Source organism: Caenibius tardaugens NBRC 16725, from assembly GCF_003860345.1.
Taxonomy (GTDB): domain Bacteria; phylum Pseudomonadota; class Alphaproteobacteria; order Sphingomonadales; family Sphingomonadaceae; genus Caenibius; species Caenibius tardaugens.
The window spans coordinates 2279533-2297196 of the sequence record NZ_CP034179.1; the positions used below are offsets into that span (position 1 = coordinate 2279533).

Here is a 17664-nt window from a genome sequence, read left to right on the forward strand (position 1 = left end):
GATGGAGGCGTATATGCCGATATTGAAAATTCTGGTCATGACTGTCGGCTTGACGTTAGGCAGCTTGCTGGTGGCGGTGTTGCTGTCCTATCTGACTTGGTGGCTAGCTACTCGTGTTCATCATCCGCGCTGGGGGGCGGCTTTTCTGCTCGTCATAGTTGGTGGCGCCTGGTGGGCTGCGTTGGGGCACAGTGAGTTCGTGAAGATGGTCACCGTGTTCGCTCTGGTTGGAGCGGGCCTGCTCTGTCTTGTAGGTCGGGAAGAAAGAGGCGGAGGATCATTGCGCGATACCGAACCAGGCCGCTCCGCCTTGTCCAAAGGAAAGCACTGATGGCAACGCAGATCTGGATCTATCCTGCCCTCATCGCGGTGCTAGGCCAGAATAGACGGCCGAGCTTTGCTGAAATGCGCAATTTCGTTCGACGAGCCCGGCGTGAAGCTGCCGCAGCAGGCGGTTCGGACGTTGCACGCCGAGGGAAGGTGCGTCGTTTGATCGAAGCGGCATTGAAAGCGCCATCTCCTCGATTCATAGCGGACGAATAGGCGCGCCTATAAGAACGGACGAGATCGCCGTCAGCATTTGCGGCGTTCCGTATGGCTTGGGAACCATGGTACTTTTGGGAACACCATAAAGCGGCCATTCTGCGGCGCTATCTCCTGATACATACACCACAGGAATATCCGGTTGCAGTTCTCGGGCGCGCCACGATACCTCCCATCCGTTGGGACCCACCCCAAGCCTCACATCGGTGACCACTCCGGCGATTTCAGGATGGCGGCTATCGAGAATGGTGACGGCATCCAACCCACAGGTCGCGGCGATGACCACATATCCGCAAAATTCTAGCATCTCCTGCAGCGTCCACAGGATCAGAGGCTCGTCCTCGACCAGCAGCAGCACCTTGGCGTCCGACATGCGATGTTCCCCCGTTCCTCCTTTTCCCATGCCGCGGCAGGAGTGTGTATCGCAATACGAGCGAAAATAGGTGAGGGTTGGTTCCCCGGTCCCGTCCTTGCACGTCGTAACTGACCGCTCCTAGGCCGTTCTACTGCGTGCTTGGTTGGAGTTTTGTTCCGAGATGGCGTGAGCGACCAAGTTCGGCATGGCGGTTCGCGCTGCGGGTCTTGAGCAGATCCTGACGGGAAAGGATGCCGAGCACGCGTCTTGTTTCGGGTTCGATGATCGGAATGCGGCCGATGCCGGATTCGACAATGAGATCGGCAACGACGCCGGTGGGCGTATCGGGATAGGCAACGGGCTGTGCTGCATCTGCGATGGCGTCGATGAGCGGTGTTTGATCGTCGTCGCGATCGCCCTGCCAGCGCAGGGCATCGGTGCGAGAGACAAGACCCAGCAATCTTCCTTGCGGGTCGGTCACGGGATAGCTGCGATGCACGGCTTTAGTTGCGAAGAAGGATGCCGCGGCCTCCACGGTCATCATGCCCGGTAGGGTTGCCGGATCCCGCGTCATGATCTGAGCCGCCTGGATGAGGTCAAGGGGATCGACCGTATACTCTTGGAGGATATGCCGGCCGCGCCGCGCGATTTTCTCGGTGAGGATCGATCGCCGCATCAGTAGCACGCTGATGGCATAGGCGCCGCCCGCAGCAGCGATCGTGCACGGGATGGCGCTGAAGTGCCCGGTGAGTTCGACCGCGAAGATCGCGCCGGTCATCGGCGCACGCATCGCGCCGCTCATGATTCCCGCCATGCCGATCATGGCCCAGAACCCCGGATCGCCGGGCAGGAACTGCCCGAGCAGGAAGCCGGCGGCACCGCCCAGAATGAGGAGCGGGGCAAGAACGCCGCCAGACGTGCCCGACCCCAGCGCGACCAACCAGACGACGGCCTTCACGACGAGGAGCGCAGCAACGACCCGGAGCGATAACGAGCCATTGAGGAGAGCCTCGATGCTCGCATAACCGGCGCCAAGCACATGTGCATCGATGAGACCACCCAGACCAACGACCACCGCACCGATCGCTGGCCACCACATCCAGTGGAATGGCAGGCGATGGAAGAGATCCTCGATACCGTAGAGGGATGTCGATAGTAGAGCGGCTTCAAGACCGACGACGAGGCCGATCCCGCCGGAAGCGAGCAGGGCCCAGCTTTCCTGTGGAGCCATCGCCGCCATTGGAAACATCGGTCCCGATCCGAGCAGAAGCGGACGCCAGGCGAAGGAAACAAGTGCTGCAACGAGGACGGGGACGAAGCTGCGCGGTTTCCACTCGAACAGGAGCACTTCGACGGCCAGCAAGATCGCCGCGAGCGGTGTACCGAAGATGGCGGTCATGCCGGCTGCCGCACCGGCCACGAGGAGCGTCTTGCGCTCGGCCGCGCTGAGATGGAAGCATTGGGCGAACAGCGAACCAATGGCCCCGCCCGTCATGATGATCGGTCCTTCCGCGCCGAAGGGTCCGCCACTGCCGATCGAGATCGCCGAGGACAGGGGTTTGAGCAGCGCGACCTTGAGCGACAGTCGGCTCTCGCCGAAGAGGATCGTTTCGATCGCCTCGGGAATGCCATGGCCGCGAATCTTGTCCGATCCGAAACGCGCCATCAGACCCACGATAAGGCTGCCGATGATAGGAATCACCACCACTAGCCAGCCCACCGATGCATCGGTTATCACCGAGTGATCAGCAGAAAGGCGACCAAACCAGAAGAGATTGGTGGCGATCTCGATGAGTTTGACCAGCACCCATGCGCCGAAGGCGCCGCCCGTTCCAACCACGACGGCCATGGCCGCCAACATGACCATGCGGCGATCAACACTATGGTCGGCGAGTTGGTGGCCTTCGACGGAACGTGGGGGTGTCAGCGACATGAATCGATATTATCCTTCAAAAGTAGTGTGAGCCCATTATATCGTATTGCGATGTAATTCAATCAGTGAGGATCAATTGAGGCAAAAGGATAAATTGCTGGGGGATGCCGACTATGTGGCGCTGGCCTCATTTCGCCACGCCATTCGCCGCTTCCAGGCGTTCAGCGAGGAAAAGGCCATCGAAGTCGGGCTGACGCCGCAACAGCACCAGGCTCTCCTCGCGATCCGGGGCTGTCCGCCGGATGAAGCCACCGTCGGCCATGTCGCCGAACGTCTGATACTAAAGCCACATAGCGCCACGGGCCTGATCAATCGCCTCGAAGCCTTGGCGCTTATTACGCGCGAGGTGGCTGCTACCGATCGCAGGCGGGCGTTGCTACGCCTTACCCCCAAGGCTTATGCCTTGCTCGACGCCCTGTCGGCTGTCCATCGCGAGGAAATCCAGCGCTTGCGGCCGGTGTTCACCGGCATCTTTGAACAATTGGGGTGAGCAAGCAGAATTGAATGCAATTATTATGCACTAAAACAGAAATAACATTCACTTGTCTTATGGCATTCTAACCGGCACAACGCGATCTACAGAGTGAAGTTGCTTCACGACAACAGCGCCCGGAGAGGATCCTGTGAAAGCAGGCCGGAGCGCGGGAAGGGAGCCAGAAACCGAGGATAAGTGCATAACGCAGACGGAGTATGGCGATCGGTGCAGGATATGGCCGCATCGCTGGCGGCGGCGCAGGCGTCTTGGTTTAGCGGCTACTTCACCAGGTTAGACGCCGGCTCGCGGGTCCCCCTGCCGCAGTCGGCGTCTTTCCGAAGTTCGGTCAGGCCGGACACTTACAAAATTATTTGGGCCGCAAACAGGCCATTGGGCCGATCTGGCATCGTACGCCAAGTAACAGAGGGGCGTTGCTTCAATGACTGAACCCAAAGATCAGGCATCTCGCCTTCAGACTATCGCCGCCGCGTACGGCGTTGCCAGCGATGTGGCCTTTGGAGCTGTCGCTCCGCCGCTTTATCTTTCGAGTACCTATGAGTTTGCCGGCTACGATCAACCGCGTTCCTATGACTATGGTCGGGCGGGTAATCCCACCCGAGACCTTCTCGGGCAGGCACTTGCGAAGCTGGAAGGTGGCGCAGGCGCGGTCATCACGGCGAGCGGCATGGCCGCGCTCGATCTTCTCGTAGGGAGAATGGGGCCGGGCGATCTTATCCTCGCACCGCATGATTGCTACGGCGGTACGATGCGCCTGTTGAAGGCGCGCGCGAACAGAGGGCATTGCGTCGTCCGGTTCGTTGACCAGGGGGACGAGAGCGCCTTTGCCGCCGCGCTAGAGGACGTGCCGGCACTGGTGCTTATCGAAACGCCGAGCAATCCCTTGATGCGGGTCGTCGATATCGCAGAGCTTGCCGCAAAATCGCGCGCGGCGGGGGCTGCGGTTGCCGTTGATAACACGTTTCTTTCACCGGCTATCCAGCAACCGATCGCGTTGGGCGCGGACTATGTCATCCATTCCACGACCAAATATCTCAACGGCCATTCCGACGTGATCGGCGGCGCAGTTGTCGCGGCTGATCCGGTGCAGGTCGATGAGTTGCGTAATTGGGCAAATGTCGTGGGGAGCACAGGCGCGCCGTTTGATGCCTGGCTAACCTTACGGGGCCTTCGCACGCTATTTGCCCGGATGGAGCAGCAGCAGCGCAATGCGATGATTGTCGCGCAATATCTTGAGCGCCATCCGGCGGTGTCCCAAGTCCACTATCCAGGTCTCGCCGCCCATCCAGGCCACCGGATCGCCTCACGCCAGCAGCGCGGTTTCGGGGCGATGTTGAGCTTTGAACTCGCAGGAGGGGTGGAAGCGGTTCGGCGGTTTGTCGCTGCGGACGGCTATTTCACGCTCGCGGAATCGCTGGGTGGGATCGAGAGCCTGGTCGCGCATCCGGCGACCATGACCCATGCCGATATGGGCGAGGAGGCGCGCTCAAGAGCGGGCATCAGCGATAGCCTGTTGCGGCTTTCGATTGGCCTCGAAGCCGAACAAGATCTGATCGCCGGGCTCGAACAAAGATTGGCGGCATGCGCGGGATGAACGCGCGCGGCAAACCTGGAAACTTCAGGAGAGAAATGTGCCCGGTTATGTATGGATCGTGGATTTTTTCGGACTTGTTCTCGCCTTGCTCGGCTTCAACATGGCGTTTCGGCAGGTCAGCTTCAGGCGGGCTATCGGGCGCCCGAAATCGCCCGCGCGCCGTTTGCGAGGGGGAAATGAGGATGAGGATCCGCTCACTTATATTCTGCGGATCGCTGGCGTCATGCTGATGGTATTCGGCATCGCGATTGGCGGTATGCTGACCTTGTTCAATCTAGCGCGATGAGCAGCCGGAATCGACGCTCGCTGTTGCGATCGTTGCGACCGGAATGGCCTGGTTTGGGAAAATACGGGAGCGGTCCAATGCCGCGTGAATATGATGAGCTGATGGATCTTGAAAGCCTATCAACAGCTATTCGTTACATTGCCGGACGCTACCATCCGGAGGTGTCAACGCCGATATAAATTGGGGCCAACCACCGGTTTAAAAACGGGCCAGTTGGTCCAAACAAAAAGCCTCGGGTTAAGGCTGGGCATAATCGGCCGGGGGGGGGAATCGGCTGTAGCGGAGCGGAAGCCGATTTTCCCAGCTGAGCCGTTTCTGACTATGGCATCTTGCTGGCCTCCTTGTCCTTGTGGCGTTTGCGACTGCTGGTGAGGCGGAAGCTTTCGCCATTCATCTCGAGGATGTGGACGTGGTGAGTTAACCTGTCGAGAAGCGCGCCGGTGAGGCGCTCGGAGCCGAACACCGACGTCCATTCATCGAACGGCAGGTTGCTGGTGATCAGCGTGCGGCCGCGTTCATAGCGTTGGCTGAGCACTTCGAACAAGAGTTCACCGCCGACGGCGGTGAAGGGCACATAGCCCCGCTCATCAAGAATCAGCAGCTTTACCGAAGCCAGGTGCTTCTGAAGTATGCGCAAGCGCCGTTCGTCCCTGGCTTCCATGAGGTCATGCACCAGCGCTGCCGCCGTGGTGAATGCCACGTTGAGCCCTTTCTGGCAGGCGGCAAGGCCCAGTGCGAGGGCGGCGTGGGTCTTGCCCGTATCGCTCGGCCACAGCGCGATGACATCGCGGCGCTGCTCGATCCATTCTCGCGCGCCAGTTCCAGTACCAGCGCCTTGTTGAGCGATGGCTGGGCGGCAAAATCGAAGGTGTCTAAGCTTTTGGTGTGCGGGAACTTCGCCATGCGAATCCGGCGCTCGACCATCCTGCGTTCGCGATCGATCCGCTCAAGCTCGCATAGCGGCAGCAGATAGCGCGGATAATCGGCCTGGTCCTGCGCGGCTTCAAAAGCGACCTTCTTGTACTCGCGCACGAAGGTTGGCAGCTTCAGTGCCTTGAGATGGTTGGCCAGCAGCACTGCTGGCGGCACACTGGTAGCTGTCTGCTCCACGGCGGGCAGCGGCATTGGGGGCTTAGTCATGCTGGTGCTCCCCCGCTTGTGGAGGCGCCGGTCTGGGACAGCAGGCCCATGTAGCTGCGCGGATCGGTGCGCTCTCCATGCCTTGATCTGCAGTTCTATCCGCATCTACCGCGTGCCCTAGCTTGTGACTGAGCGGAATGAATACGTCGCGGCGGCGCCGCCTGGCGCTCGTCACATACTCACGGACAATCGTTATGCCGCCGGTGAAACCGTGCTCATCGCGTAGCCGCTCGAATATCCCCACCCCCGTATGGCGCTGCTTGGCATGCACCGTACGATCCTCGGTCAGTATCCGGTCGATGATCCCGGTAAACTCTGCCAGCTTGCCGCTGTAGGTCCTGCCAGACCGCCCATGCTGCGGCGGCTCCGGAAAGATCAGCATCTTGTCCACCGCCTTGCGGTTAATGCCAAAATACGCCGCAGCACCGCACCGGCTCATGCCGTCAATCATCACGGCGCGGCGGACCTTCTGGTAAAGTTCCGCTCTCTTCATCCTCCACCCCCGCCCAAAAACGGAGGTCTAGCAGGATTGGCCCCTTTTATTACCGGTGTTCTCACCAGACGAGGCCCGCACTCCGCTAATCCAAGCAGCGACCTGCGCCAATGTTCTGACGATGGACAATGACCACCAAACAGTCCTGCACCCACTGGCTAGGCCGTGCGCCGGTCGAGATCCGGCTGGCGGATCCATCGGGAGAACACCGTCAACAGGAAGCCGAAGAAGAAGCTCGGCAAAACCTGATATTGCATCAGGAAGGCATGAAGCCGCCCCGCATAGGGCTCCGGCTGCGGCATGGACGGGAAGCCCCACGGCGCCAAGATAAGCCAAAGCGCCCACCAGGCCATCGCAGCTAAGAGGTTGAGCCCGCCGACGAAGAACATCAGCCGATGGGGTGCCTGACCGAGGTTGGCGACGTTTAGCGGCGATAGCATGGCTCGTGCGCCTCCTTTGCGTTGCTATCCGTAAGCCGCGATCAAAGGGGCCGGTCCTCATCGTTCAGGATCCGCTCCGCCGCGCCGGCTACATCTTCATATTGCCCGCTCTTGAGCGCCCAGAAAAAGAGGCCGAGGCCCAGTGCGCCGAGAGCGAGCGAGATCGGGATCAAGTACCAAAGGACGTTCATAGGACGCCTTCCGATTGTTCCCGGCGTGCCCAGCGGGGGCTGAGGCGCAGGGCATTGGCGACGACGAGGATCGATGATCCTGACATCGCCAGGGCCGCGGCCAGCGGCGTGACATAGCCGCCGGTGGCTGCCGGCACCGCGACGACATTGTAGAGCGCCGCAAAGGCGAAATTCTGGCGGATCAACCGGTCCGCCTTTCGCGCGATACTAATTGTGAAGGGGACGCTTTCGAGATCGGATCGCAGAAAAACGAAATCGGCGGCCTGCCGACCGACATCGGCCGCGCTTCCGGGGGTGATCGAAACGTGGGCGGCGACCAGCGCGGGCGCATCGTTCATGCCGTCGCCGACCATCAAGGCCTTGTGCCCGGTCTTGGCCAGCACTTGCAGGTGAGCGGTTTTCTCTTGAGGAAGGAGGCGTGCCTGGACTCGCTCGATCCCCAGTTCTTCGGCAACGGGCAACACGGCGGCCGGCGTATCGCCCGACATGATCTCGAGGGCGTAACCGTGGCCGCGAAGTGTGCGGATCGCCGCAACTGCGCCTGCACGTAGCTCGTCCTCGAACGCGAAGGATTGCACGAACTTTCCGTTACAGGCCAGGACGGTGCCGGTACCGCTCTGGACGAAAGCTTCGTCGAGCGCCCATTCACCGCGTCCCAACCGCCAGACGTCCTTGCCGATCCGGGCTTCAAGCCCCAGCCCGGCATGTTCGGCGACGGTATCGAACGCAATGTCGGCAGGGAGGACGGCTGCGGCAAGCGCCTTTGCGTAGGGATGATGGGAGTGAGAGCCGATCCGCGCCGCGATGGCGAGAGGGGCTTCATCGACCGTAATGTCTCGGCGAAGCCCCGGATGCCCAAGGGTCAGCGTTCCCGTCTTGTCGAATATTACCGTATCGATCTCGACCAGACGTTCCATCGCCGAACCATCCTTCACCATGATGCCATGCTCGAACAGCGCGCGCGCAGCCACCACCTGGACCATGGGAACAGCCAGCCCCAGGGCACAGGGGCATGTGATGATCAGCACCGCCACCGCGATGGTCGCCGCGTGATGCCAATCGCCCGTCGCGAGCATCCAGCCGAGGAAGCTCAGGAACGCGGCGCTGTGGACCACGGGCGCGTAAAGGCGCGCCGCGCGGTCCGCCACACGGCGAAAATGGGCTCGCCCGCCCTCCGCCGCCTCCATGAGCCGCATCATCTCGGCGAGAAAGCTGTCCTTCGATGCAGCGGTGGCGTGGATTGTGAGTGGGCCTGTCAGGTTGAGTGTTCCGGCGCGTAAGGCAGCGCCAGGGGCAACAGGTTCCGGCACGCTCTCGCCTGTCGCCAGCGACGCATCGATGTCGGATCGGCCATGAAGCACGATCGCATCGACGGGGATACGGTCACCGGCCCGAAGGAGGATTGTCATGCCCGGTTCGAGCTCCTCCGTCGACAGATAGGTTCGCCTGCCGTTAGGGGTGACAACGGTCGCCCCGTAAGCGGCTAGGCGGCCGAGCCCTTTCACCGCCGATCGCGCCTTCTCGCGCATCACATGGTCGAGAGTCCGGCCGATGAGCAGGAAGAAGAGCAGCGAAACGGCCGCGTCGAAATAGGCATGGGGTTGCCTCAGGATCGTGTCGTAGAGGCTCATGGCAAAGGCGAGCAGCACGCCGATCGAGATCGGCACGTCCATGTTGGTCTGCCCATGGCGCAGTGCCTGCCATGCCGATTTGAAGAACACCCTTCCTGAATAAGCGAGCGTCGGTAACGCAATCGCCGCGGACAGCCAGTGGAACAGATTCCGGATCTCGTCGGCGGCGCCCGACCACACCGAAATCGAAAGCCCCATGATGTTCAGCGAGGCGAAGCCTGCAACCGCGAGTGCCCGGATCAGTCGAACGAGCTGCGGGTCCTTCGCGTCCTCGCGCGCCTCGTAAAGAAACCCGTCATAGCCGAGCCCGGTAAGCGCTTCGCCGAGCGGGGGCGGCCCTTCGGTCTCGCGCCAGTCCACCGCGACCCGCTTGGTCGAAAGGTTGACGCGCGCGCGCGTGACGCCTGGAAGCTTCCCCAGCGCCTCCTCGATCTTGTGGATGCACCCACCGCAGCTAATGCCCGGAACCGACAGATCGGTTTGCCGCAGGCCGGCATCGATCTCCCGGCTTGCGAGGAGGAGTTCATCGGCCGACAACCGGGTGAGGGCAGACACTCCAGTCACGGCGTCACCGAACCGCGCGATAGGCGTGCCAGGTGGCATGGCCGAGCCACGGGAAGACGATGATGAGACCGACAAAGCCGGTCGCCACCGATAGCAGGAACAGGGCGAGCACGAGGGCGCCCCAGATCAGCATGACCTGTAGGTTGTTCCAGACCAAACCCCAGCTCGTGCCCATCGCGGTCAGCGCGTCGACCCGCTTGTCGAGCATCATCGGAATGGAGAAGGCCGAGCTCGCGAAGGAGAATGCAGCGAACAGGCCGCCAACCAGCGTTCCCACGGCGAGCATCGCGATCCCCGTCGATGAGGTGAACAGCATCGGCGCGATGTGATCAAGGCCGGGAAATGGCCGGACGCCGAAGAACAGGGCGTAGACGATCACCGCCGCGCGCATCCAGAGCAGCATGACGCCGCACAGAAGCGCGCCAGTGAACAGGACCTGCTCGCCGGCGCGCGCATGAGGCAGCAGCATGTGTCGCAGCGATACCGACTCGCCTTGCTCGAGTGCCCGGCTTTTCTCGTAGAGACCGATCGCCAGTGCCGGGGCGAAGACCAGAAAGCCAGCGATGGCCGGGAACAGGGCATAGTCGAGCGCGGACCAGATCAGCCCGGCAACGATGCCGACCGAGATCAGGAAGACGAAGATGCCATAGAGCAGACTGGGCCCCGGGTTGGTGGCCAGATCGCGCCAGCCCTCGCGCAACCACGCGAACGGTGCTCCCGGCGCGAGATCGCGTGCATAGGGCTGTTCGGTCGAGAGCGGCGGAACGACAGGTGGGATGGTGGCCATCATCTTCTCCCGATTATCTCAGCACGACGATTTGGCGGCGCCAAAGGTTCTCGGACCGTTCTGCGCTGCGTCACCCATCCTATGCGCAACGCATTCTGGCTGTGACGTCGATGCAATATACACCAGATGGGCGTTCGCGAGCAGGACGACGCCCAGCGCGGCAATCGCGAGCGTAACATAGAAGCTTCGTGACCGGGGCAGCCTCATTATTTGCCCCCCTTGTCGAGGACGAACATAATCAGGATCTTGCGGTCGATCGGACTCAGGCGATGCTCCCAGGCAGGCATCTCGCCCTGTCGACCTTCATAAATCGTCTGGTAGATCGCGCCGATATCGCCGCCATAGACCCAGCTCTGGTCCGCCAGGTTCGGTGCGCCGACGTCCGGATTGCCGCGTCCCTGCTCGCCATGGCAGACAACGCAGTTTGCGGCGAAAACTTCCCGGCCCTTGGCGACAGACGCCGCCTTGCCTTTCGCCCAGGCCGGGTCCGACAAGGTCTTCACATAATCGGCGACCGCGAAAACCGCATCATTGTCGAGCATGCCGTCCTTCCCGAACGCCATCATCTGGCTGATGCGAGAGTCCTTGCTTGTCGGGCTGTTTACCCCCACCGCGATCGTGTGCGCGATCGCATCGGCGGAGCCGCCCCACAGCCAATCGCGATCGACGAGGTTGGGAAAGCCGGGGTTGCCGGTGGCGTTTATCCCGTGACATGCCGCGCAATTGTCGCCGAACAGGCGGTGCCCATCCTCACGGACATAGGCCATGAGCGCGGGGTCGGCCCGAATCTGGTCGTAGCCCAGTGTCGCGATCCGCTGCGTCCAGCGTGAACGGGCGTCCGCTGCGGCGTCCACATGCCTGGTCACAATTTCCTTGTCGTCGCTGCCGAGCAGGCCCCGCGTATAGGTCTTGCCCAGCGGCCATGCCGGCATGAGCAGCCAGTAGCCGATCGAGAAGATCACGGTCACGATGAGGAACAGCCAGACCGCCTTGGGGACCGGGGTGTTCAGTTCCTTGATCCCGTTCCACTCGTGGCCGGTGGTCATGTGCCCGCTATGGGGATCGCGCTCGCTTACCGCCACGGCTTGTCCTCGTCTTCGATGATGTCGCGCGCCGCCTTGTCGAACCCGCTCCTGTTCGCGGGCCAGCAGGCGTACAGCAGGGCTACGGCCGCCATCGCGAGCAGGTAGAAAAGCCCGAAGGACTTGGCGAAGCCGACCAGCGTGTGATGTTCGATATCCATGCCCGTCCTACTTCTTCGTCGTCGGTGCCTGATGCGCGGCGTCGCTGAGTTTGCCGAGGATCTGGAGATAGGCGATGAGCGCATCCATCTCGGAGGTGGTGGACCTGTCGCCGTCGAACGAACGCACCTGCGTCGCCTCGCCGTAACGTTCGACCAGACTGGCCGTGTCGTCGTCGGGTGAGGCCTGCGCGACCGCATCGGCAGGCGCATTCTCGATCATCGCATCGGTATAGGGCACGCCGACTGCACGAAGTGCGCGCAGGTCATCGCCGAGATGTTTGGTGTTAAGCTGGCTTTCGCTCAGCCAGTTGTAGCGCGGCATGATCGACTGGGGGACGACGTCGCGCGGATTTTTGAGGTGTGCGGTATGCCACTGGTCGGAATATTTCCCGCCGAGACGCGCGAGGTCGGGTCCCGTCCGCTTGGAGCCCCAGAGCATCGGATGGTCGTATTTGGATTCGACCGCGAGCGAATAGGGGCCATAGCGTTCGACTTCATCCTGCAGCGTGCGGACCATTTGCGAATGGCAGGCATAGCAGCCCTCTCGGATGTAGATGTTGCGGCCGGCAAGCTCGAGGGGCGTGTAGACCCGCATGTTGGGATCGCTCTCGACCGTATCGTCGATGGTGAACAGCGGCGCGATCTCGATCAGCCCGCCGATGCTCGCGACGACCATGATCGCCACGGCCAGAGCGATGGACTTGCGTTCGATGCGGTAGTGGGTTCCGAACATCGGCGCTTATTCCGCAGGCTGGAGGGTGGCGGGAAGCGGCGCATCGCCCGACGCGGCCAGCACGGCGGACGGTTGGCGGATCGTCATCCAGATGTTGTAGCAGCCAACGATGGCGCCGATCAGGAACAGCAGCCCGCCGATTGCGCGCGCCACGTAATAGGGGTGCATCGCGATCATCGAATCGAGGAATGAATAAGTCAGCGTGCCGCTGTCGTTGTAGGTCCGCCACATCAGGCCCTGGATGATGCCCGAGTTCCACATCGCGAAAACGTAGATGAGCGTTCCTGCCAGCGCGAGCCAGAAGTGGACCTCGACGAGGGCAGGGGAGTACATCCGCTCACGCTTCCACAGCCACGGCACGACGGCGTAGATCGAGCCGAAGGTGATGAGCGCGACCCAGCCCATCGCGCCGGCATGAACGTGTCCGATCGTCCAGTCGGTATAATGCGACAGCGCGTTGACCGACCGGATCGCCATGAACGAGCCTTCGAAGGTCGACAGGCCATAGAAGATCGCGGCCATCATCATGAAACGCAGCGTCGCGTCGTCGCGCACCTTGTCCCACGCGCCGTTGAGCGTGAGCAGCGCGTTGGCCGCGGCGATCCACGACGGTACCAGCAGCATGACCGAGAAGGTCATCCCCAGCGTCTGCACCCATTGCGGCAGGGCCGTGTAGTGCAAGTGGTGCGATCCCGCCCACATGTAGAAAAACGTGATGCCCCAGAAGCCGATGATCGACATGCGGTAGGAATAGATCGGCCGATCCGCGCGCTTGGGCAGATAATAGTAGAGCATGCCCAGGAAGCCCGCGGTCAGGAAGAAGGCCACCGCGTTATGGCCGTACCACCATTGCGTCATCGCATCCTGGACGCCCGAGAACAGCGAATAGCTCTTGGTCCCGCCAAGCGCGGCCGGAACCGCGAGGTTGTTGACGATGTGCAGGATCGCGACGACGAGGATGAAGGCCAGATAGTACCAGTTGGCGACGTAGATGTGCGGCTCCTTGCGCCGCGCGAGCGTGCGCAGATAGAGCACCATATAGGTCACCCAGACGATGACGAGCCAGATATCGGCATACCATTCCGGTTCGGCATATTCCTTCGACTGGGTGATCCCCATGAAATAGCCGGAGACCGCCAGCAGACAGAACAGGTTGTAGCCGAGAAGGACGAACCAGGGACTAAACTGGTCGGGCAGACGCGCGCGGGATGTGCGCTGCATGACATGGAACGACGTCGCGATCAGCGCATTGCCTCCGAACCCGAAGATCACGCCGGTGGTATGTGCGGGCCGCAGTCGCCCGAAGCTCGACCAAGCGGCGTCGAAGGTCAGGTCGGGAAAAGCCAGCAGCCACGCGACCCAGTCGCCGATGAACATGCCGAACACGGCCCAGAGCATGGCTATGATGATTCCGGCCTTGCTCGGATCATCATAGTAGCTCTCCAGCCTCGCAGCGGAGGGTTCCGGGGCGAAATAATCGTTCAAAACCACGCAAAGCAGGCCAAGACAGAACAGCAGGACGAGGAAGCCGTGCGCCTGCATCGGGTCCATGCGCGCGGCTCCCGCCGCAGCCATCGCCAATCCGACGGCCGCGAGTATAACAAGGACTGCCATGCTCCACTGGCGCTCGCTTATGGTGAGTCCTGAAACCACGCTCCGCGTTCCTCCCCCCTCCGGCTGGTATGAACGCCTAACATTAAAAGAGTATTTTCGATACCTCTATTCGGTTGGCGCTTCGCCGGGCATCGGGCCCGACAACCCCCTTCCAATCCCGGGACTGGTTGTTCCCGGCCTCTCCCAAATGGTGGGGCACGTCCTCTGCACCCTCGCTGCGATCGCGGTAACCCGAGCACGGCGATGACGAGCGTGGACTCGAAAAAGATCGTCCGACTGGTCTGGATCCCGTAGGTCAGGAGAAGCGGCATGGACTTGTACCGGTTTTGCATCGGTCACCTATATCATTACGCGACCTTGGCTTCGAACGCGAGCGGGCTGATGCCGCCGCCGGCGTCGGGTGTTGTAGAAGCCATTTATGTACTGGAAGATCGCGGCTTCGGCCTGACGTCTCGTTGGCCAGCGCTGCCGCCAGATGAGTTCTGCCTTCAGGGATTTGAAGAACGTCTCGACAGAGGCGTTGTCACAATCGCCAATGCCGTCCTCAAAACGGCTTCGCCGTGGCGCCCATTTCAACTCGCTTAAACACAGTTGCTAGATCACCTCTTCGGCGTCGTCATGGATCGGAATTGTGAGCGGGGTGTCATTGATCGGGGTGGTCTGATCGCTGATCAGAATGGCGTATTTCGCGCCTGCACAATATATACTCGGTTGATGCCAGGCCCTGGTGACCATCCGAACCCTTCCATCTATTTCGACATGCTCACCAGGGACCGGGGAGCGTGCAAAATGGAAGCAGCCAATGGATTTGGTATCGCTGTGGTTGCGGCTGTCAAAGACGTCGATCAGCATCTCTTTTCCTTTTTTATTTAATGTGCGGCCGCGATGCCGGGTAGCACCAGGGCTCGCCGTGGTTAAGCACGGTGTCATATTGCGTTTGAGCAAAGGTCCAGTTGGCTAGTTTTTCCCACCAGAGCATAAGCCACTGGGCTCGATTTTGCCGATAGTCGATGTAATAGGCATGTTCCCACACGTCGCAGGCAAGTAGCGGAGTTAGGCCATCCTCTAGAATGGGGCATCCCGCGTCGTGCGTTGAGATTACATCAAGCTTGCGCTCCCTGACCACGAGCCAAACCCAGCCGGAGGCGAAGTGACCGGTACCTTCAGTGATGAATCGTTCCCCGAGGGCTTCAAGCCCGCCAAAGCTCGTATTGATCGCGTCTGCGAGCGAGCAGCCCGGCCGAGATTGTATCGGACTCATGCTCTCCCAAAAGAAAGCATGGTTCCATGCCTGGGCCGCGTTGTTGAACAGCTTTTGCGCGTTGGTCGCATGGGCCGTTCGGACGACGGACTCGAGTGTCTCTGTCGCATAATTCTCACTGACCAGCAGTTGATTGAGAGTCTCGACATAGCGGGCATGGTGTTTGCCGTAATGGATTGTCAGCGTCTCTGCGGAGAGGACGGGTATCAGGGCATCAAGCCCATAAGGGAGGGAAGGCAGTTCAAACTTGGGCGGGCCCGCGTCAGAAGCGCGTAGGGTTTGTGATTTTTGATCAGCCATCGTAGATCTCCAAATTGGGGGAAACGGCATTGCGCACGCGCGGTGCCGCACGGGTGCTGCGGTGAGACGAAAGCGGCGCCCGAGAAGTCAATGGACATGCCTCACCCTCGCAAGTCGTGCGCTCAGCGCAGCAATGCAGAGGGAAATCGCGGCATGTCGATGAGCGCCCGCCCATGCTCCTTCCGCGCCTGTGACGATGACGTCCGCGCCCTCGACATCGATCCAATGGCCTGCGGGAACCAAGGTAGCGGCAGCTTCCGGGACTTGTGAATAACGTAAGGCGCGCACGCGAGTGCCAGAGCCTTGCAACCAGATCCCGGCCTCGACAATTGACAAGTCGATCAGGGCAGGAAACACCGCCAACGCAATCTGGGCGTCGAGAGTGCGGCTTGGAGTGATCGCTCTCTGACACGCGACAATCGCAGCGGCGAGCCTTGCTCCATCAACAGGGGCATCCGAAGGCGATGGCGAAGAACTCGCATTCATGGTGCGTCAACCCCGTCGACGAACGGAGGAGGGGTAGAGAGCCTACCGTGGACCGCTTCGCAGACTGTACGCAATAGACCATCGCTGATGGAATATATCCATCCATGAAGCGTCAGTTTGGCCTGTGCGTCCCATGCAGCGTGCACGAGGGGGTTGGTCGCGAGCGCCTGAACCTGGGCGACGACGTTTCGTTCGCACAGTGCATCGGGGTCAGGTTGGTTGGATACTGCCATGCAGGGATGGTCGTGATGTAATGCCCGGACGGGAGCCAACCAATTGCCAATGGCATCGTTGGTTGCCGGTATCATGGCCGCCTGAATGCCGCCGCAACCATAATGGCCAACAACGATGACGTGCTCAACGTGCAAAACTTCGATCGCAAACTGCAAAGCGGCGGCGAAATTGGGATCGCTTTCCATTGCGAGATTGGCGACGTTGCGATGAACGAACATCTCGCCGGGGTCGAGGTTTACGATCTCCGTTGCAGGCACGCGGCTGTCTGAGCATCCTATCCAGAAGTAACTCGGGTGTTGCTGGCCGATAAGCCGGCTGAAGAAGCTGGGATCGACCAACGTCTTGTAGTTCGCCCAAGCACGGTTGCGCGCGAACAGGGAGGGTAGACCATCGCCGCCGTGCGGTGCGGAGACGGTTTCAGGCACGTTTCTGCTCGCCTGCGTTTCACTCATTGACCGGACTTCTCTAATTCGACGATCCGTAGATAGGGCTTGAGGGTGCTGTACCCCTGCGGAAATTGGCGTGTTGCCTCTTCGTCAGATAGCTTCGGGGAGATCACGACAGGATCGCCTGGACTCCAGTTGACCGGTGTTGCGATGCTGCGCGCATCGGTGAGCTGGAGACTGTCGATCGTGCGCAGGATCTCTGAGAAGTTGCGGCCTGTAGATGGTGGATAGGTAAGGATAAGGCGCACCTTGCGGGCAGGATCGATGACAAAAACCGATCGAACGGTGACTGTAGGGTCACTTTCCGGATGAATCATGTCGTACAGCGTCGATACACGGGCATCGGGATCGGCAATCATTGGGAAATCGAGCTTTGCTCCTTGGGTTTCCTCAATATCGTCCTCCCATTTGTGATGGGCCTCAACGGGATCGACCGATAGCCCGATAGGCTTCACGTTACGTTTGTCCCATTCGGGACGAAGCTTCGCTACCTCGCCCAATTCGGTGGTACATACCGGAGTGAAGTTCTTCGGATGACTGAACAGCATACCCCAACTGGACCCGAGCCAATTGTGAAAGCGGATGGAGCCGTGCGTGCTGTTCTGTTCGAAGTCGGGGGCTATCTGCCCGAGCTGGATGGTCATGGAGACTCCTTCATGCGGTGCAGCCAATTGTGAAACGCCCTCATCCATCAAGCAAGTGAATGTTATTCATATTTATTATGAAAATATTTGTTCTAATAACCGCTTGGACCAGCTTCATCGATGATCTCACGACTCCCGCCTCACATCCCTGTCTGTCATAGGCGTGGCTGCGTCGGAGAATCTTGCGCGTTGAACCCGCGCCGGCCCACGCAAGTCGTGTGGCTTCACCGCGCTCCGCTCTTGTCACAACCGG

19 protein-coding genes and 2 pseudogenes are annotated in these 17664 nt (G+C 60.8%); 4 read left to right on the plus strand and 17 right to left on the minus strand.

The window, feature by feature from the left end:
- Positions 1 to 13 precede the first annotated feature (13 nt).
- Positions 14 to 331, plus strand: a complete 318-nt coding sequence (locus tag EGO55_RS10460; protein ID WP_021691699.1) for a hypothetical protein — start codon at positions 14 to 16, stop codon at positions 329 to 331.
- A 195-nt stretch (positions 332 to 526) separates the two neighbouring features.
- On the opposite strand, the gene EGO55_RS10465 is transcribed toward EGO55_RS10460, so the two are convergent.
- Positions 527 to 916 (minus strand): response regulator, encoded by a 390-nt coding sequence (locus EGO55_RS10465; protein ID WP_021691698.1) that lies wholly within the window; start codon positions 914 to 916, stop codon positions 527 to 529.
- Positions 917 to 1046: 130 nt separating this feature from the next.
- Positions 1047 to 2831, minus strand: a complete 1785-nt coding sequence (locus EGO55_RS10470) for a chloride channel protein (protein WP_021691697.1) — start codon at positions 2829 to 2831, stop codon at positions 1047 to 1049.
- 94 nt (positions 2832 to 2925) lie between these two features.
- Between EGO55_RS10470 and EGO55_RS10475 the strand changes: the two genes are divergently transcribed.
- The 3 genes from EGO55_RS10475 (at position 2926) to EGO55_RS10485 (ending at position 5204) form a co-directional block, all read left to right on the plus strand.
- On the plus strand, positions 2926 to 3321 hold the full coding sequence (locus tag EGO55_RS10475; protein WP_021691696.1) for a MarR family winged helix-turn-helix transcriptional regulator: 396 nt from the start codon (positions 2926 to 2928) through the stop codon (positions 3319 to 3321).
- Between the two features lie 424 nt (positions 3322 to 3745).
- A complete protein-coding gene (gene metB, locus EGO55_RS10480; protein WP_021691695.1) occupies positions 3746 to 4918 on the plus strand; it encodes a cystathionine gamma-synthase in 1173 nt (390 codons plus the stop codon).
- Positions 4919 to 4955: 37 nt separating this feature from the next.
- On the plus strand, positions 4956 to 5204 hold the full coding sequence (locus EGO55_RS10485; protein ID WP_021691694.1) for a hypothetical protein: 249 nt from the start codon (positions 4956 to 4958) through the stop codon (positions 5202 to 5204).
- A gap of 319 nt (positions 5205 to 5523) precedes the next feature.
- On the opposite strand, the pseudogene istB reads toward EGO55_RS10485, so the two are convergent.
- From istB to EGO55_RS10575, 15 genes and pseudogenes are all read right to left on the minus strand, one after another.
- Positions 5524 to 6329: pseudogene (gene istB, locus EGO55_RS10490) on the minus strand (IS21-like element helper ATPase IstB).
- Between the two features lie 7 nt (positions 6330 to 6336).
- Positions 6337 to 6837 (minus strand): hypothetical protein, encoded by a 501-nt coding sequence (locus EGO55_RS10495; RefSeq protein WP_021691691.1) that lies wholly within the window; start codon positions 6835 to 6837, stop codon positions 6337 to 6339.
- 158 nt (positions 6838 to 6995) lie between these two features.
- Complete coding sequence (locus EGO55_RS10500; protein WP_021691690.1) at positions 6996 to 7277, minus strand: NnrS family protein; 282 nt, start codon at positions 7275 to 7277, stop codon at positions 6996 to 6998.
- A 41-nt stretch (positions 7278 to 7318) separates the two neighbouring features.
- On the minus strand, positions 7319 to 7468 hold the full coding sequence (gene ccoS / locus EGO55_RS10505; RefSeq protein ID WP_021691689.1) for a cbb3-type cytochrome oxidase assembly protein CcoS: 150 nt from the start codon (positions 7466 to 7468) through the stop codon (positions 7319 to 7321).
- Entirely contained in the window at positions 7465 to 9663 is a 2199-nt protein-coding gene (locus tag EGO55_RS10510) for a cation-translocating P-type ATPase (RefSeq protein ID WP_040717425.1), read from the minus strand. The genes ccoS and EGO55_RS10510 overlap by 4 nt, the downstream gene beginning before the upstream one ends.
- Before the next feature lie 4 nt (positions 9664 to 9667).
- Positions 9668 to 10450 (minus strand): DUF2189 domain-containing protein, encoded by a 783-nt coding sequence (locus tag EGO55_RS10515; RefSeq protein WP_021691687.1) that lies wholly within the window; start codon positions 10448 to 10450, stop codon positions 9668 to 9670.
- A 206-nt stretch (positions 10451 to 10656) separates the two neighbouring features.
- Positions 10657 to 11532 carry a cytochrome-c oxidase, cbb3-type subunit III gene (ccoP, locus tag EGO55_RS10525; protein ID WP_021691686.1) on the minus strand — a complete coding sequence of 292 codons (876 nt, stop codon included), beginning with the start codon at positions 11530 to 11532 and terminating at the stop codon, positions 10657 to 10659.
- Positions 11523 to 11693 carry a cbb3-type cytochrome c oxidase subunit 3 gene (locus tag EGO55_RS10530; RefSeq protein WP_021691685.1) on the minus strand — a complete coding sequence of 57 codons (171 nt, stop codon included), beginning with the start codon at positions 11691 to 11693 and terminating at the stop codon, positions 11523 to 11525. Before EGO55_RS10530 ends, ccoP begins: the two co-directional genes overlap by 10 nt.
- 7 nt (positions 11694 to 11700) lie before the next feature.
- The gene (gene ccoO, locus EGO55_RS10535; RefSeq protein ID WP_021691684.1) at positions 11701 to 12426 is read right to left on the minus strand and encodes a cytochrome-c oxidase, cbb3-type subunit II; all 726 of its coding nucleotides are present in this window, start codon (positions 12424 to 12426) and stop codon (positions 11701 to 11703) included.
- Positions 12427 to 12432: 6 nt separating this feature from the next.
- Positions 12433 to 14040: a cytochrome-c oxidase, cbb3-type subunit I gene (gene ccoN / locus EGO55_RS10540; RefSeq protein ID WP_052023803.1), complete on the minus strand. Its 1608-nt coding sequence runs from the start codon at positions 14038 to 14040 to the stop codon at positions 12433 to 12435.
- A gap of 347 nt (positions 14041 to 14387) precedes the next feature.
- Positions 14388 to 14580: pseudogene (locus EGO55_RS10550) on the minus strand (IS3 family transposase); the annotation flags it as partial.
- A gap of 54 nt (positions 14581 to 14634) precedes the next feature.
- Complete coding sequence (locus EGO55_RS10555) at positions 14635 to 14892, minus strand: hypothetical protein (protein WP_021691682.1); 258 nt, start codon at positions 14890 to 14892, stop codon at positions 14635 to 14637.
- Between the two features lie 13 nt (positions 14893 to 14905).
- Positions 14906 to 15601, minus strand: a complete 696-nt coding sequence (locus EGO55_RS10560; RefSeq protein ID WP_021691681.1) for a superoxide dismutase — start codon at positions 15599 to 15601, stop codon at positions 14906 to 14908.
- 482 nt (positions 15602 to 16083) lie between these two features.
- Positions 16084 to 16773, minus strand: a complete 690-nt coding sequence (locus EGO55_RS10570) for a carbonic anhydrase (RefSeq protein ID WP_021691680.1) — start codon at positions 16771 to 16773, stop codon at positions 16084 to 16086.
- Complete coding sequence (locus EGO55_RS10575; RefSeq protein WP_021691679.1) at positions 16770 to 17411, minus strand: peroxiredoxin; 642 nt, start codon at positions 17409 to 17411, stop codon at positions 16770 to 16772. The genes EGO55_RS10570 and EGO55_RS10575 overlap by 4 nt, the downstream gene beginning before the upstream one ends.
- Positions 17412 to 17664 lie beyond the last annotated feature (253 nt).

Coding starts and splice junctions, on each gene's coding strand:
- EGO55_RS10460 (WP_021691699.1), top strand. CDS start 14: ATGCCGATATTGAAAATTCTGGTCATGACTGTCGGCTTGACGTTAGGC.
- EGO55_RS10465 (WP_021691698.1), bottom strand. CDS start 916: ATGTCGGACGCCAAGGTGCTGCTGCTGGTCGAGGACGAGCCTCTGATC.
- EGO55_RS10470 (WP_021691697.1), bottom strand. CDS start 2,831: ATGTCGCTGACACCCCCACGTTCCGTCGAAGGCCACCAACTCGCCGAC.
- metB (WP_021691695.1), top strand. CDS start 3,746: ATGACTGAACCCAAAGATCAGGCATCTCGCCTTCAGACTATCGCCGCC.
- EGO55_RS10495 (WP_021691691.1), bottom strand. CDS start 6,837: ATGAAGAGAGCGGAACTTTACCAGAAGGTCCGCCGCGCCGTGATGATT.
- EGO55_RS10500 (WP_021691690.1), bottom strand. CDS start 7,277: ATGCTATCGCCGCTAAACGTCGCCAACCTCGGTCAGGCACCCCATCGG.
- ccoS (WP_021691689.1), bottom strand. CDS start 7,468: ATGAACGTCCTTTGGTACTTGATCCCGATCTCGCTCGCTCTCGGCGCA.
- EGO55_RS10515 (WP_021691687.1), bottom strand. CDS start 10,450: ATGGCCACCATCCCACCTGTCGTTCCGCCGCTCTCGACCGAACAGCCC.
- EGO55_RS10530 (WP_021691685.1), bottom strand. CDS start 11,693: ATGGATATCGAACATCACACGCTGGTCGGCTTCGCCAAGTCCTTCGGG.
- ccoO (WP_021691684.1), bottom strand. CDS start 12,426: ATGTTCGGAACCCACTACCGCATCGAACGCAAGTCCATCGCTCTGGCC.
- ccoN (WP_052023803.1), bottom strand. CDS start 14,040: ATGGCAGTCCTTGTTATACTCGCGGCCGTCGGATTGGCGATGGCTGCG.
- EGO55_RS10555 (WP_021691682.1), bottom strand. CDS start 14,892: ATGCTGATCGACGTCTTTGACAGCCGCAACCACAGCGATACCAAATCC.
- EGO55_RS10560 (WP_021691681.1), bottom strand. CDS start 15,601: ATGGCTGATCAAAAATCACAAACCCTACGCGCTTCTGACGCGGGCCCG.
- EGO55_RS10570 (WP_021691680.1), bottom strand. CDS start 16,773: ATGAGTGAAACGCAGGCGAGCAGAAACGTGCCTGAAACCGTCTCCGCA.
- EGO55_RS10575 (WP_021691679.1), bottom strand. CDS start 17,411: ATGACCATCCAGCTCGGGCAGATAGCCCCCGACTTCGAACAGAACAGC.